This is a genomic window from Maribellus sediminis, assembly GCF_011799805.1.
Lineage (GTDB): Bacteria > Bacteroidota > Bacteroidia > Bacteroidales > Prolixibacteraceae > Draconibacterium > Draconibacterium sediminis_A.
On the sequence record NZ_WXUB01000004.1, the window covers coordinates 327,584 to 345,235 of the forward strand.

Consider the following 17,652-nt stretch of genomic DNA (forward strand, 5'->3'; position numbering starts at 1 on the left):
TGGTGAAACAACCAACTTTGAATTATTAGCGCTGCTTGAATTAAAAATTTGATCTTCCACTAATTTTCAGATTTCAAAAAAGATTATGAATCGTTTTAATACAAGTGTTCGGATTTTAAGTTTTGCAATTATCTTTTTATTTCATCCTATTCTGTGTGGAGCCCAAACTGATCCTGGAAATGAGAACCTGAAACATCAGTGGACCTTTGATGATGGAACGGCCAATGATATTATCGGGTCAGCAAACGGAACCTTACAGGGTGGGGCAACAATAAGTAATAAAGCCTTAAATACATCAGCCGGAGGATACCTTTCATTTCCCGGCAATGAAATAGGAATTAATACATATTCTGAGCTGACAACCGAAGTTTGGTTTAAATCTTCAGCCGGGCAGAATTCGGGTAATACAATGTTAATCTATTTTGGCAATGCCGATGTCGATGGTTGGAAAGGGACAAACTACATTTTTACCGCTCCTTCGAACGGGGGAAATTGTCGTCTGGCTATTTCAACCGGTAATACTACAGAGCCATGGATGGCCGAGAACGGCGTTAATAATCCGTCGGGCGCTATTGATGATGGGCAGTTACATCAACTGGTGAGTATAATTGATGCTACTACCGTAAGTTTTTACGTGGATGGAACAAAAGTAGGCTCAACTTCATTAACCGGATCTAACCAACTTTCGGCAGTAAGTTCAGCGAAGGCATTTTTATGTAAGAGCGGATACAGTGGCGATCCACTTTGGAAAGGCTACACACAAAAATACTCCATTTACAATAAAGCACTTTCAGATGACGAGGTACTGTTTTTATATCAACAGGGGGCCGAATCTTCAGAAATGATTACAGCATCTATTAAGTCTTTAGCTTTTGATAATCGCTACAAAGAAGAAACAATTACGATTACCGGGATAAACCTGGACACCATTATATCGGTTTCAACACCTGCCGGAATTACGGCAAACCCAACTACACTTCCTGCAAATGCAAGCAATTCTGCAGTAAAAATTACGTATGACGGAACTAGTGTGGTTGATGGGAATATTACATTTTCCAGTGGTGACGGTGTTCTTGATGTTCCGGTAAAATCATATTCGAATGATTGTTTTACTCCACTGTATGAAGGTATTGACAATTTGGTCCCTGATCCTTACGTGACTTATCTTTCATCTTTTTCAGGATGGGGAAACAGAAGCATCAACAGTGATCCGGATTACACGTTTTGCGGGGCGACAAGTGGAAAAGTTACCGGAACGAATGGGGGTTCGCTGGATGTGACTTTAACCGGAAAGATCAGGACAAATGCTGTCTATCGAATAAGAGCACAGGTATTTACCATTGGAGGAGCATTCCAAATCGGAATGTTTGGATGGTCGGACGGGCAGGGAGATTTTGTAAAAACATTCAACACTTCAGGAACCTGGCAGGATATAGATTTTACAATTACAACCGGAGCCACATTGGGTGCCAGTCAGGGTATCTTTTTTAATAACTACGGCTTATCCGGAACTACAGGATATATCGATAACTGGGAAATGTATGCCTTACCCGCCATTCATTTGTCACAGTCTGTTCTGGAATTTAACAGCCCGGAATCAAAAACTATTACCGTAAGCGGAATGAGTTTGATCGAGGACATTTTAGTCAGTAGTCCCGAAGGATTCACCGTTTCTAAATCATCGATTCCCGCCGATGCAAATGGGGTTTCATTAACTGTAAATTATGTTGGAGAAAGTTCGGCTTCAGGATATATTTATTTTGAAAGTGGCGACGTCAAAGATAGTTTGCAGGTTATCGGCTCTTCAAATCCTGCCATTGAGGCTTCAGTGGATTACCTTGGTTTTGACGAGATCAGTTCAAGTGGCGTATTTAAGGTAACAGCTTATAATTTAAGCAACGAAATTAGCTTAACGGCGCCCGAGGGAATTACCCTTTCTGTCGCATCACTGCCATCTGGGGCAGCAGGAGAAACAGTTACCGCAACTTATGACGGAAGCACTGCTGCATCCGGGTTTATATACATGACAAGTGGTTCAGCTGCAGACAGCATCCAAGTGTTGGCAGCACGAAATGATGAATGTTTCCAACCCTTGTTTCCGGACAGGGAAAATCTGATTGTTGATCCGACATGTAACACCTATTTGAATGATGGCTGGGGAAATAAGAGCATTAATTCTGATCCTGAATATGTTTATTGTGGAAGCAGGAGTGGAAAAGTAAGTGGCTCGGGATCTTTGGATAGAAAACTGACGGGTAAACTTAAAACGAACACTTCGTACCGGATGAGAGCTAAAGTCTTCAAAGTCAGTACCACCGGGGAAAACATGGGGAATGTTACCTTTACTATGGCTTTCGACAGTACTGCATTTCCCGAGCAGTACAGGATGATAAAAACAGCTATGGACAGTGCCTGCTATTATTTCAACAAATACACTCCATTTATAGAAAACATCAGGGTAGTGTACAATGCAGGTATTCCTACAGCTCAGGCCAGTTATCATGGTGAGATAGGTTTTGGTGCTAATTCAAGGTATATGTGGGTGGGAACAGCCATCCACGAAATGGCTCATTATTTTGGCTCAGGTACTTCCACGGCTTGGCAAAGTACCATGGTTAACGGAAAATGGACCGGTAAGAGCGGAAACAGCGTAGTCAAAGCGATCACCGGAGGATCTACTCAGGTTGTTTCAGGAGATAACAATCCGGCTCCGGTTCATTACTGGCCGTATGGCATTAATCAAAAAGAAGAAATTACCGGACTGGGCTCTCAGGCAGTGCAGAAAAAGGCCTTGGCTGATGCGGTAAAACTAATAAAAGCTATGCTGGTTGATGACTGTGATTTACCAACCAATAATCCAAAAGTTGGGTTGGGGGTTTACGGTTGGGATGCTTCCAAAGGTGATCTTTACTACGAAGTAGATGAAAAAGAATCATGGCAGGATGTAGACGTTAAATTCAGAACTGGTTCTAAATTAAAATCATCGCAAGGTGTTTTCTTCAACTCAGGTACCGGTTATATCGACAACTGGGAACTGTATGAGCTATCTTCCGATGCTGCGTTATCAGATCTTCGGGTGAACGGCACCACAGTTTTGGGATTTGATCCTGCTATTCTGGAATATAACGTTGAACTGGATAGCGCTGCCATTCCCGAATTAGTAGCAGTAGCTGCCAGCGAGTATGCTACCACTGCTATAAATAGCCCGGCTGCATTGCCCGGTTCGGCAACCATAAAAGTCACTGCTGAGGATAGTGTCACCATAAATACCTACACCGTTAATTTCTCCTTAACAACCTCAATCGAAGAATTTAATTCTGCTTCAATAAAAGTTTATCCTACCTACTCGTCTGGTGAATTTACTGTTGAAACATCTGGAAGAAGCGGTATAATTTCCGTTTATAATCTACCTGGAAAGTTGGTTTCTCAAAAAACAATCGAAAGTAACCACGAAACATTAACTATTCAGGAAAGAGGTATGTACCTGATTAAAGTTGAATGTGAAGATACTTCAAAGACATTCAAAGTATTTAAAACAAGATAACGGCAATAGTTTACATTGCTGAAAAGACATAAAGTCTGTTTAAAGCCATCGGTTTCATTTTAACCGATGGCTTTTCTTATAATTAAAGCCGGAGTTCTTGTACGCAGTGAGCTCATTCAAATTTATTGCAGACTGCATCAACTTTAGGCAAAATCTCGTATGATCTATTTGGAACAGAGGAACAAGTGTATAGAATTGATATTAGGTATCTAAGATTATTAATCTGCAATTTGAATAAGTACAGGATAGTCGTAGAGCATTAGTAATTCGGAAACATTAAACTTAAAGTCATGAAAGCTATAATACTATTTCTGCTTTTTATCGTGGCGTCCTCCGTTGTGAGTGGACAGGTACGGATGAATAATTTTTTAGAAGAGATCAAGGTTTCTCCACCAAAGTTTACCGGACCTGAACAGGAAACAGATTTGAAAAGTAAGTCTTACAATGCCGCTTTCAATATGTATCTTGAAGATCAGATTGTGTACCCGAAGACAGCCTATGATCGTCAGTTGGAAGGTACTGAGGTGGTACGGTTTGTTGTGAATGAAAGAGGTGAACTCTTGGATTTTAAAGTCATAAACAGCGTCTCTAAAGATATTGATGATGCCGTTATTCGAGCCATAAAATCAACCGGTGGAATGTGGCAGCCTGGCACAAACAACAATGATATCGTTGCCATGGAAAAAGAAGTGTCGGTTACCTTCAAACTGGGACAAGACGAGAAAGTTTTCAATAAGGAATTCGCTGAGATTGCTGAGTACTATTACAAGAAAGGGAACAAAAAGTTTTTGTTGGAAGATAAACCAAAGCATGCTTTAAATATTTATTCAGCCGGATTGATGTATTTGCCCCATGATCAAAGCCTGTTGATAATGCGGGGAATCTGTTATTTCGAATTAGGCAATATTGATAAAGCAAAAGAGGATTGGGCAAGAGTGGGAGACATTGACGGTGTTGATGAGTCGTTTCATTTTCTTGCAGAAGAGACGAAATAGGATAAAGCGAATATGAAGGTAAAAGGGAGTTGAAACAAGCAAAATATCGTTTTTGTAATTTCGGCTAGGGAGTGTCATTTTTCTTCATTTCATGATTTTCTCCAACTCTTATATTGACTTTAACAGATGACTGAGAAGTTCAGATTTGATGGTTGAAAATTAGGATGCTAACTTCTTTAAAAACGTGCTAAAAAACTGTTATTAATAGTAATAAAGTGATACGGATAAATACGCGAACTGTTTAACTTTCTGTATTTTTACTGAATGACATTCAGAATTGACACTAAGCTATTTATCCCATCCCTGTTTTTCTTTTTTATCACGTTTTCCGCCTTGGGGCAGAAATGGCCCGGAGGTATTCACGATCCGTCAAGTATTGTTAAATGCGACGATACCTATTGGGTTTTTGGAACCGGTGATGGCATTTACAGCATGTATTCTTCCGACCTGATTACATGGCAGGCGGGACCAACACCATTTACAAAAACTGTTTATCCTGACTGGATAAAAAGTTACGTCGGAGGATTTGGAGGAAATTTCTGGGCTCCGGACATCATTTTCATGAACGACCGGTACTACCTATATTATTCGTGCTCAGAATGGGGGACAATGACATCCACCATCGGTTGTGTCACCAATAAAACACTCAATCCCGACGATCCGGATTTCGCATGGGTCGATCAGGGTTTTCTGGGGATCTGGTCGTATCAGCCGGGATTGGCATTGAACGCCATTGACCCGTCATTAATGAGAGGCCCTGATGGAAAGATATGGATGGTATACGGCTCTTTTAATGAAGAGGGTATTGTAGTAACAGAGATCGATTCGGTTTCCGGAAAACCAAAATCATACGACGGAAATCTTCCCGGCAAGAGCATCGCCAATTCGTGGACTGGTCCGCAAAGCTACGTCTATGGTGAGGGAGAAGGAGCCTCAATGATTTACCGCGATGGATACTATTATCTTTTTTACAACAAGGGTGGTTGTTGTGCCGGAATTGCCAGTACCTATTTTATGGTGATGGGAAGATCATCAAATCCGCGTGGTCCATTTCTCGATAAAACGGGAAAGGCTCTTAAAATTAACGGACAAGCCAGCGGGGGTACGATTGTTTTGAAACATGATGATTCGCGGGGAACGGAGGATCGTTATTTTGGTCCCGGCCACTTTGGAATGTACAGCGAAAATGGAGTGGATTACGTAACTTTTCATTACTACGATCCGAATGGATTTTATCCCAATCCCGATGCGAACAATCAGGGGGGGCCAACGCTTGGGCTTGCTAAACTGGTTTGGGGTGAGGATGGATGGCCATCCATTTCACTTGATTTTGTGGATGAAGGTGTTTATACTATCAGGAACGAATTCAGTGATAAGGTCATCGATATTTCATCGCATGATATAGCCGAAGGCGCGAAATTGTATCAATATACATCTGACTCTGTATTCGATACTCAAAAGTGGGTATTTAATGCTATGGGAAGCGGCGAGTACTCCATAAACAATTATGCTGACCCAGGAATGTATGTAGAAGCCGGCAGCACTTCTCTTGCGGTTACCGGCGAATATGACGGTAGTGTGAATCAATTATTCAGAACGGTAACTTCCCCAAATGGCAAAACCATCATATATCCTTCAACAAAAGATGTTGTTTGGGGACTTCCGTCGGCTACGAGCAGCGATGTGAATCTTTACCTCAGATCAGTTATTTCGCACGATCTTTTGCGTTGGAATATGATTCCTTTTGAAGAAACGCTGTCAATTTCAGAAAGCAGACTAACAATTGAGCACTCGGCCGGAACAAATAGCAGCATCCTGGTTGAAAGCAATGGATTGTGGAGCGCCAAGGTTTTTTACGACTCCTGGATGAGTGTAGAAACTTCAGGTGTTCAAAACGACACCTTAAAACTCATTTACGATGAAAATCCGACTGCTGCTGACCGACGAAACCGAATTTACGTGGTAACGAACGGTGGAAAATCAGAAACGATTGTGGTTACTCAAATGGGGAAACCCAGTTCTGTTAATGATCCGAACGCTAACGAAACAGTTCTTATATACCCAAACCCGACTTCTGATGAAGTTACCATTGAATGTGAAGAGAATGCCTTGATTTCCGTGCTTACCCAGACCGGACAAAAAATAAGTAATTTTGAAACGACACGTGGTGTTAACAAGATAGATATCAGTAGTTATAAGGGAGGTGTTTACTTTTTTGTAATTCAAACTGATCATGAATCCTTCGTAAAAAAGATACTAAAGAATTAGAGGGATTTCTGATCAGGGAGTTTTAGGTATGATCATCATCGAACTTATGAACGGGTAACTAAGTGCTGTTCCCTGCTGCTGTATTTAACAAATAGAAGGATGCAGTATTGTTTCGTTATACACTTCTTGTTAAATAATGTGCCTAAAACCTGATTAATGAACTTTCAATTTCATGCCTCTTTAACCAATTCCAGGATATGTGGTATAATATTCCTGCAAATATTTCTTGTGTTTTCAGCTTCAGCACAGAATGCAGATGAAAATATCTTGCCCAAAGTATCTAAATACCATGCCATCAATCATCACGAAAAAATCTTCGTTCAAACTGACAGACCGGTATATTTGCCCGGCGAAGAACTCTGGTTCAGTGCATTCCTCTTAAACGCTTCTTCGCAGCAACTCAATCAATCTGAGAGCGTTTTGTATTTGGAACTGGTTTCGCCGGTAGGAATCACCCGCCAAAAAAACATATTTAAATTGAATGCAGGAAGAGCGTGGGGGAGCATACTACTCGATCAAAACCTGAAATCGGGCGACTATCATTTGATCGCCTACACAAACTGGATGAGAAACAGTGGAAGTGACTACTACTTTTCGAAACAGATTCATATTGATGCAGAAACAAGTGAGTTGCCGCCAGATATAATTGCACTGCAAAGCGCCGGGAATAATGATACTGCTGTTGAATATGAAGAAACAGCATATTCGTCTGAAATCCATTTGTCTTTCTTCCCCGAAGGAGGAACCCTGATAGAAGGAATTCTCTCGAAAGTAGCTTTTGAGGCTGTTAATGAAAATGGGGAGGGAATTGACCTGGATGCACTTGTTGTAGATGAAACCGGCGAAATTATTAGCGCGGCAAAAACCCTATGGAGAGGAAAGGGATTTTTTATGCTTACCCCTCAGACGGGTAAAGAATATTTTATCAGGGTTAACACTGAAAACCAAAATCCCCAACAGTATAAACTTCCTGACGCACAGTCCGATGGGTTGGCATTTTCTGTAAAGGAAATGACCAAACAAGAACAGATTAAAGTGAATGTAAGCCGAAGAGGGAATTTGTCTTTAACAAAGTCAGCCGTTCTTTTGAGTATGCAAAACGGGATACCTGTAAAGGCTTTTTTTATTGATTTCGATAACACACAGAACGTTGATATTGTAATTGATAAGTCGGAATTTAGATCCGGTATTGTTCAGTTTACTTTGTTTGATGAAGCTAAAAATCCTTTGGCAGAGCGGCTTTTCTTTGTTAAAGGGGCTGATAAACTCAACATTAATCTGATAGAAAGCAGTTTGACAGACCGCCCCCGGGGTGAAGTGAAACTGACCATGCAGGTTACTGATTCAAACGGGAACCCTGTTGACGGTGATTTTGCCCTGTCGGTAACCGATGCCCATCGAATACCTGATGCCGCTTATCATTCACCTGATATTTTTCAATACCTGACACTTTATACCGACCTTCCGGATTATAAAAGTGTGGACAGTTCTCTCTTTGAAAATAATGTTGAAGGAAATGTAAAATCTGAACTTCTGATGTTAACAAACGGATGGAGGCGTTATTTCTGGCAGGAAGTACTCTCGGATACCATTGCAATTCCGGAATTCCTTGAAGAACCCGGAATTTATGTAACAGGTACGGTTCAAAAATCGCCAAAAAGTAAACGAATCCCGGAAGATGCTGTAGTAACGATGGTCACCGGTGGTAAGAATATGGAACTTTTTTCGGAGAAAGTAGGGGAGGATGGGAAATTTACTTTTTTACTGAAAGACTTTGAGGACACATTACGGGCGGTTGTTCAAACAAAAAACAGGATTGAAGCAAAAAAAGATTTAATGATTAACCTGACCACCAACTACCACGCCAGGTCCGTCGACACTTATCAAAATCAGGTAGAAGCATACAGAAAATCCCAAACATCGGATATTTTTAAGATCAAACCGGAAAATCCGAAAATTGAGAAAGGTGTTCTGGAAAAGCAACTGGTAAGGGCAATGTCGAAAGATACATTTGTTGTAACCACCGACTATTCCATTGGAGAAGTTACCGTGGAAGGAGAAAGAACAAAGTCACAAAAAGAAGAAATGACCGAAAAATATGGCTCGCCTGAGCATTCCGTCGGTAAAAAGAGGATCAGTGAACTGGTAGAGGAGAAGCCCTGGCAGTACGGATTATTGACCATCCTTTCTGATGCTTTTCCTAACCTTCGTTTGGAGACTAAGCAGGCATCTTTAATTAATAATCGATACGGCGGGATTGGTCCGCCACCTCAATCTTCAACGATTACCTTTTCAAATTCTCCCAGCATATCAATGCGGCTAATTGGTAATAAAATGCACCGCTTTTTTATTTTTGTTGACGGGGAGTTAATTGCTGCTTCAGGTACAAATGGATTGATACGTGGGGCACTGGGCAGTTATACACTCTCCGATTTAATTTCTCTTGATCCGAATGTGGTTACCTCAGTCGATTTGATTTTTCCGAGGAAATATGGTTCCCGCACGACACTTAACAGTGATGCTTCGTTTCTTAATACAAGTGAGGTTTCGGATGCGGAAAATCCACCGGACGAATTGCAAGCTCTAATTGGTGATTCGGAAAATATGAGTACCCCGTCAGCTATTCTGTCGATCTATACCAAAGACGGAGCTGGCTTGTATAGCCCTACTAATTACAAAGGCCTGTCCAATATTACGCTTCATGGTTTCACACGGGTTAAAGAGTTCTATCAGCCCAATTATTCCGGCGCTGATGCAGACAGCATTGTGAGTGATCTTCGAAATACGCTTGCCTGGTTTCCAAAATTGTGTACCGACTCTTCAGGCAAAGCTGATTTTTCATTTTATACTTCCGATGCCTCCGCCACCTTTCGTGTTGAAGCAAACGGAATATCGAGTACAGGAGCAATGGGTGCCCTGAGGTATAAAATGATGGAGCCAATGTTCGATAAAGATTCCGTTGATGATTTTATGAGCACGAGGGATCCCGTGAATGCTCCTTTTTTACCAGGTAATTATCGCATACTTTTACCCGACAGTTCGGGAGCAGCTTATGCAATGGTTATGTGCCCTAACAAAAATTGGTGCACTTTCACGTCGCCTGAAGGTTATTTTTCTGTTGATGAAACGTGTTTGGAGGATGCATGCGAAGTAGTGATTTCAAAATCAGGTTATCAATCTTTGACGCAATTAGTTGACAGTACTATGTCTGGGGCGGTTATGTTGGTTCCTTCACCCGATTCTACTTCAGTTCTGGATGTGATGGAAGTACTATCAAACTTCTACAGATATACGGATAGAAATTATTATAAAAAGGATTATTTCCTTGAAGGAGCATATCGGGAACTGTTGTTCAACGGAAATGAACTGCATCAGTTGACAGACTATTCTTTTGTGCAGAGACGGAAAAGACCATCATCTGCAAACTTAGCAGATTACCATATCAATAGCGGAAGAAGGTTTCGTTCGGATGACTTTAAAGATAAAATTAACTTCGTTCCTCAAAACAGGTTCAATGGAGCCATCCCGGTAATGGATCCCATGTTTGCCAATTTGTCGTTTCTTAACAGGGCAGCCAGAAAGCAGTATGAGTATATTTTAAAAGGTGTTACGTGGTTCGAGGGGCGAAGAATGTACCATATTTACTTTGATCAGGTGGATGATTCTCCATGGGCGCTTTACAGTGGGGAACTGCTGATCGATGCAGAAACATTCGGCTTGGCGTGGGCCAGTTGGTGCATAAGCGATAAAGGTAAAAAGTACCTTATGCCAGATGAATTCCTGAGCGCCGGCGGTGATCCGGAAACTTTTGAACTGGAAGATGAGCACAGCGAAATCAGCTGGAGTTATAACAGTGAATTATGGATACCCCGGTTTGCGATTTCAACTGTTTCATTCCGTCAAAAGGAACAGCAAAATACGGTATCGAGGGAAGTAGTCTGGAACCCGGGAGATGGCAGGAATTACAGGCCTTTGATCCCTGAGAATATGAATCAACGGCTTGTTTTCAAAAACACACCGGAATATAAACCTGAAGACTGGCGTAAACCCTGGCTGTTGCCTCCATCCAAAGAAATTCCGGATCAGGTTAGGTATCTGATTAATATTACTGAATATAGGCAGTAATACTGTCCACTTCATTAATAGCCTGTAACAAGCCTTTTATGTTTCCTTTTGAAGGATTGATTCCATAAAAAAAAGGAAAGCAGAACAACGCTGCCTTCCTTTCTTATTAACTTTAAATATCCACTTAGAACTAATTAACTACACTTTATTTTTTAGGAAGATACCAATTTGATTCATCCATTAGTTTTGAACGGATGGCTGCTTCATTACCGGTATGTTTGGCGGCCACTTTATCGGCCAAAAATGCCGGATCTCCGCGACGCAAAGCAATGCGCATCAAATCCTGAAAACGGTTGCCTTCGAAAGCAGTTTCCAGTGCGAGTTCTTCAATGATCTTGTCTTCTACATAAAGAATTGAATCTGCTAATGAACTGAATGCGGGAATTACATAATCGGCGGCTCGGTCCATGTTTCCGCATCCACGGGAATGCACCCCAATGTTTTCATCGAACGCAATATTGCTAAAATCGACGTAATCAAGGAAGGTACCGGTAGAGTCGGTGTAAGTGCTGTATTTTTCGTGACGCGGTACGATGGTATCCACTTCAAGTGCATCCATGTTCATACCGTGTTTTATCACAGCAAAAGCGAGATTGGGTTTACCGGCTCTGTTAACTGCTTCGGCATAACGCAGGTAAAGTGTTGCTACCCGGTAAAGAATAGCCGCCTTCGCATCTTCGGCGCGCTCTCCCATTAGAAAATACTTCAAAATCATATTGTTACTGCCACCGACAACATTACTGCCATTAACAATTAAACGCCAGTCGCTGCCAATGTATGATCCCAGATCACCTCGTAAATCTCCTGGAGTTGTTACATTTTCGTTGTAGTAGTAAGTTTGGGCATCCCAGTTGTTAATCGCTACCTGGGAAGGAAGTACTTCATAATCCTCAATCGTAATGTTATACAGTTCATCTTCTTCCCCTAATTCTTTCGATCCGGCCATTACGGTAATTTGTTCGCGATTCGTGAGCTCGAAAATATCAATGTAATCGATATATTGCCTACCCACGAAAACACCATTGTCTACAAGCCATGTTGAACTGTAGTTGTCGTTAACAACATAGCGTTCATCTTCAATTAAAGAATAATATTCTCGGGCTGCATTTTCGTATTGCCCGCTCCACATGTACAACTCTCCAAGCATTAGCGGAACAGGAATGAATATCTTTTCGCTGGTCATATCAACACCCAATGAAATTGCACCCGGATTTTTTACGAATTTTACCGGTTCAAGATCCTGAATTAATAAAGGAACCAGTTCTGAGACAGAATACTCAGGGAAATCTTTCTGTGCTTCTACAACAGTTAAAAGCGGTTCGTTATAATATTTGGCTGTTCCATAATTCATAGCAATCTGCATGTAAGTCCATGCACGAATTGTTTTGGCCGCAGCATACTCTTTTAACAACGATTTCTCTCCGTTTGAAATGATTGCAGTATCAATATTATTAATCAGGTAATTGCAGTGATTTATTACCGAATAGTAATCTTCAATCTTGTTGTATGGATTATCCACAGTGACATCTAAATTGTTGATCTCAAGCAGATCAAGACCTGCGTTTTCTGTGACATCCATAAGATCGCCTCTTAGCTCACCCAGCAATACATAGGGCTCAGCCAACTTCTGGAATTGTGTAAAAATACCAATCATCGAGTAGATCGAGTCATTCGGTGAATCGATTTGGTGATCTTCCGGATACATGATACGCTCAGAATCAACATCAAGTAAGGTGTCGCAACTGGTAGCAAAAACTGTCAGTACGATCAATCCGAGTAGTATTTGATTTAATTTCTTCATCTTTTTTTCTTTAATACGGTTTTCTATTCCGCTTGCTACAAACAATTTCTTCAGCCGGTTACAAGTTCATTTTTATTCCAATAAAATAGCTTCTGGTTTGTGGCAGCATCCCAGCGTCTATTCCCTGGAACAACACCTCGTTACTAACCGATACTTCAGGATCGCGTCCGAGGTAATTTGAAAGTGTAAACAGGTTGTTGGCTGAAACCCATACTTTGAGCCCCTCGATTACAGAACTTTTTAAAGGTACGGTGTAACCTACCGACAATGTTTTGAAACGTAGAAAGCTTCCGTCTTCAATCCAGCGGTCAGAGAAACTTGAGTTTCCCATCGGATCCATGTAATTCACCTTTGGCTGACTGGTTTGCTGTCCTTCATAAAACCAACTGTTAAGCATCGCCGTTGTCTGATTAACCGGGGAGCTTCCAGCTTCAAGGTTGGCGCGGAGTGCGTTGTACACGTCGTTACCATACGAATAGGTAAATAATGCATCAATAGAAAAGTTTTTGATGGTAATTGTACTGTTAAACGAGCCAAAAAAGTCGGGATTAGGATCTCCGATAATCTGGCGGTCGTTATCATCTATAATACCGTCACTGTTTACGTCTTCATAGTGCATATCACCGGCTTCGAAGTAATGCGAGTTGCCGTCTTCGTCAATAATTCTCAAATTAGCTTCCGAGGCTGCATCTCCACTGGTGAAAACCCCAAGAGCTTTATAGCCATAAAACACTCCGGCCGGATTTCCAACTGATGTAAGAATGTCGGCGCCATACATCGATGTAACGTAATCACCTTCGGGTAACGATTCTATTTTGTTTTTATAATGTCCGATGCTGGCTCCAAATTCCCATTTGAAATTATTCTGGTTGACCAGCTTCAGATCAGCAGAGAATTCGATACCCTTGTTCGACATTTCACCACCATTTCCCCAATAATATCCGTTACCAGCAATTTCGGGCAGCGATTTCAGAAACAATAAGTCTTTTGTTTTATTGTAGTATGCATCGGCAGTCAGGGACAAACGGTCATTAAACAGAATCGCATCTAATCCAAGACTCATTTTGGCTGTTGTTTCCCACTGAACTTCGGTATTACCGATATTGGCCAAAATCAATCCATTTGCCCTGTCCATGTAACGGGTTGATTCAAAATATGCACTCCAAACGTAAGGCTCGATATCATCGTTTCCTGATAATCCGTAACCGGCCCGAAGTTTTAACAAGTTGAATGCTTTACTATTAGCCATGAAAGTCTCTGAAGAGATTAGCCAGGCTGCATTCAGCGAAGGGAAAACAGCCCAACTGCGGTCGAACAACTGGAACCCTCCCTGGGTTTCGCGCCCGAACCGCGACGATCCGTCAACAGCAACGGCAGCAGAAAGCATGTATCTGTTGTCGTAAGAGTAATCTACTGAAAGATAGTTGGAAATAGATTTTATGCGGTTGTTGGCACCATGAGTGAAGCGAATAACCTGATCCAGCAAGTTACGTTTTTGATCAGATCCGGAATTATGTCCTTCTCCATAATCTGCTTCATAAAAGTCTGAAATATAGCGAACACCCGCAATGGCATTTATGGTATGAATTTCGTTGATCTGTTTGTCAAATTTCAACTGTGTATCATCAAAAATGGAAATGTTACGCATTTGCTGACCCTTAAATACGTTTTCTGAAATTCCAATACCTGGTATTTCACGGTCAACTGCACCTATGATCGGGCTATAGTAAGTTTCTTTGAATTTATCGAGGGCATATTGGAATTGTGTACTAATAACCAGTGCCGGAGATAATCTAAATTCGGGTTTGAAACCGATAGAAAGGCGGTAATGTTTGCTGGTATTTAGCGCATTCTCAATAATTGCCGTTGGATTACCAACACCAAAAAAGTCAGCATCTTCGAGGTCGGTTGTTAAAGTTCCCGTTGGTGTGAAAGAATAAGGATTCAGAAACGGAGCTTTTTCCATGGCCAAAAAAGTTGGCGACGTATAGTGATTTATACCCTCGTCGAGTAAGGTATGGTCAACGCTGGTATATCCTACATTCATGCCCAGTTTAATGTTCTCGGAAAGAAAGAAGTCGGCATTGGTACGGGCATTCATGCGTTGCAGATCGGTTGTCTTAACAATACCCGAGTTACCGGTGTAACCCAGTGAGAAGTAATAAAGGGCTTTGTCGTCACCACCACTTACGCCAATGTTATAGCTTTGGGCAATACCTCGCTGATAGACTTCATCATCCCAGTCGGTATTGTTGTGGTACTTTTTGTAATCAATGAAGTTCGGATCGTCATTCAAATAAGGCATGTCCTCAATTGGCATATTCAGGTTGGCGGTAGCCAAAATATCGGTAGTGTATATCCGAAGCTGATCACCATTCATCATTGGGAGTGACGATGCAGGTTCGGTAAGACCGGCATAGGCGTTAAAAACGATTTTGGTAGCCACATCAACACCTCGTTTGGTTGTTACCAGGATTACACCGTTAGCACCTTTCGAACCATAAATTGATGTTCCGTCCTTGATCACCGTAAAACTTTCAATATCACTCAAGTCAATATCGTTTAACGGATTGATGTAAAAACCGTCGTGAACCGTTTGTACGTCGAAATAGTTGTTCCAGATAACCCCGTCGACAACAAACAGTGGTTGTGCATTCATGTTTACCGAATTTAATCCCCGGATAAATAAACTGGATCCCATGCTATTGCTACCTGAACGGCTCAAAGCACGTAAATCTCCGTTCATTTGCGCCTGGACAGCATTATCAACCGAAAGATAATTTGGATAATTAATCTCCTTCGAACCTTTGATTGCATTAATGGTTGAGGCGGAACGGATAGGTCCCGCAAAGCTTTCAATATCTTTATAGGTATTCTTAAATACGTCAGAATAAAGATCTATTTCGAGGCTGTTTTGGCCTTGTACAGGAACCTCACGCATGTTGTAGTCGTACGCAACTATTATCAGAATTTCACCGGGCGATGTAACCTCGATCTCAAAATTTCCTTTTTCATCGGTAGTAGCCGCTGACTTATGGTTTTGTGACCGAATCTGTGCCGCCACAATCGGTTCCTGAGTTTTCGCATCACGAACAATACCCTTTACCATGTATGCCGATGGATCGACAACTGTTGTATCATTATCCGTAGAATTAACAACCGCTGTGTTTTCCGTTTGTCCATAAGCTACAGAACCGATTGCCAATGATCCGGCTATAAAGATCGAACGCAGGAATTTTCGCAAGAATTGCTTCCTCATCGTATTAGTTATTTTAGTGTCTATGTTCATTATCATCTCATAAATTAGTTAGACCCTATTCCATTACAGGTTCTAAAATGATACAATCGATGCGCATTGTTCTGTCGAATTCACCTGACTGTTCTTCCTGCGTTGACACATCGTTAATTACTTCCAGTTTTACCGAAATTTTGTCATTATCAGCATCGATAACATTGGCAAATTCAAAATCAAACTGATCAACAAACATCTTCGTGAGTCCCTCAGTATCAGTTATGTTGTTTTCCGGTGTAACACGTTTGATGAAGGTACTTCCACTTGCCCTTCTTATGTAGGTGAGCTGAAATTTTGCTTTGGTTGGTGTGAGATTGTTCGGATCCACAATTTTGGCCGGAACGAACACACAGTAAATATTGTATTTCGCTGAAAGCGTATTCGGTATCGAGAATTCCACACGCGGAGCGGTTGATGTCGGTTCAACCAGTATGTAATAATTGTTCGAAGTTGTAAATTCTGTTCCGTAGCTTGAGCGTGTGTATATATTACTTCCTGTGTTAGTTCTGCCAAAGCCGTATTCTGCTTCAACTCTAATTTCCTTAAAAAAGGAAGTAGTATCCTCGAATGGCATCTGATCTGTTACATAGGCAAGACCATTGCTGAGCGATTCATAATCCAATCCCTTGAATAATTCAGCCGGATTGTGGAATACATTTCCATAGGTTGATCTGAGCGAATCATAATTCTCGGGTTGGCTGATACGGCCACGAAAGAACATATCCTGGATAACCGTGTAACGGGTTACCTCACGTTGACGCTCGATACCACCGGCATCCTCCGGAAAATTATAATAACCTTCTATTCTTGAATAGGCTTCATCCCAGGCGGTATTATCCGGCATAATTGCAGTGTAAGTACTGTCTTCAATATCAATGTTACCAAGCCGTTCCAAAACCGGATTCGATACAATAAAAACACTGTCGTATAGTACATTTCCTTCTTCATCAGTACCAATTTCTGTACTGTTCTCGGCATCGAATACTACTTTCGACTGGCCGTAAATGTATTCACGCAATGAATCGAGACCATCGGTTTGTCCTATGTATTCCCAAAGATTGAATACGTATGGTGCATATCCGTCGACCACGTGGACCAAGCCGTTTTTTGCCGGCTGATTGGCATTAGAGATATTGTGCTCTCCAAAAGTGTAACCCGATCCTTCCTGGGCGAAGTTTACGTATTTATTGTTGAGCATTCGAATAAAGGAATTATCGACTCCCGATGTGGTTATTCTGCTTCGGGCAATGTGGTTCCTTACCGTTCTTGTTACCAACTCAGTGTCGGACAGGTCCAGGCCACTCAGTGCTTCGTTTTTTGGAGCCCAGACTGTATATGATTGCGAAGCATTCAAAATATCATCGTAACCCGCCGTCTCCAGCATGCCGTAAAAGGTGCTCAAATCTGATTGCTCCTTTATGTACTCTGTTACAGTTTTATCTGGTAAATCAAAAGAACCTTCATCGTAATGATCATCCCATTCCTTTGTACAGGCTGTTACAAGGATTACACCTATTAAAGCCGATAATGGGACGAAGCCCTTTAAACGTTTGTATTTCATTTCTAATTGCTTTTCAGTCGTTTATATTTTCAATTTGCGGATGTAGTTCACGAAACTCGCAAGAGC

The 17,652-nt window shown here is 41.5% G+C and carries 7 protein-coding genes; 4 read left to right on the plus strand and 3 right to left on the minus strand.

Annotation, left to right across the window (positions count from 1 at the left end):
* Positions 1–85: 85 nt before the first annotated feature.
* From HFD85_RS16200 to HFD85_RS16215, 4 genes are all read left to right on the plus strand, one after another.
* Positions 86–3,544, plus strand: coding sequence for a LamG-like jellyroll fold domain-containing protein (locus HFD85_RS16200; RefSeq protein ID WP_167612215.1), 3,459 nt, complete (start codon positions 86–88; stop codon positions 3,542–3,544).
* Positions 3,545–3,834: 290 nt separating this feature from the next.
* Entirely contained in the window at positions 3,835–4,539 is a 705-nt protein-coding gene (locus tag HFD85_RS16205; RefSeq protein WP_167612218.1) for a TonB family protein, read from the plus strand.
* A 264-nt stretch (positions 4,540–4,803) separates the two neighbouring features.
* Positions 4,804–6,807: a family 43 glycosylhydrolase gene (locus HFD85_RS16210; protein WP_167612221.1), complete on the plus strand. Its 2,004-nt coding sequence runs from the start codon at positions 4,804–4,806 to the stop codon at positions 6,805–6,807.
* Positions 6,808–6,963: 156 nt separating this feature from the next.
* Positions 6,964–10,932 (plus strand): MG2 domain-containing protein, encoded by a 3,969-nt coding sequence (locus tag HFD85_RS16215; RefSeq protein ID WP_167612224.1) that lies wholly within the window; start codon positions 6,964–6,966, stop codon positions 10,930–10,932.
* A gap of 145 nt (positions 10,933–11,077) precedes the next feature.
* On the opposite strand, the gene HFD85_RS16220 is transcribed toward HFD85_RS16215, so the two are convergent.
* The 3 genes from HFD85_RS16220 to HFD85_RS16230 are packed head-to-tail and all read right to left on the minus strand — an operon-like array spanning position 11,078 to position 17,586.
* Positions 11,078–12,733: a RagB/SusD family nutrient uptake outer membrane protein gene (locus tag HFD85_RS16220; RefSeq protein ID WP_167612227.1), complete on the minus strand. Its 1,656-nt coding sequence runs from the start codon at positions 12,731–12,733 to the stop codon at positions 11,078–11,080.
* Between the two features lie 58 nt (positions 12,734–12,791).
* Complete coding sequence (locus tag HFD85_RS16225; RefSeq protein ID WP_167612230.1) at positions 12,792–15,992, minus strand: SusC/RagA family TonB-linked outer membrane protein; 3,201 nt, start codon at positions 15,990–15,992, stop codon at positions 12,792–12,794.
* Between the two features lie 55 nt (positions 15,993–16,047).
* On the minus strand, positions 16,048–17,586 hold the full coding sequence (locus HFD85_RS16230; protein WP_167612233.1) for a fasciclin domain-containing protein: 1,539 nt from the start codon (positions 17,584–17,586) through the stop codon (positions 16,048–16,050).
* Positions 17,587–17,652: the final 66 nt, after the last annotated feature.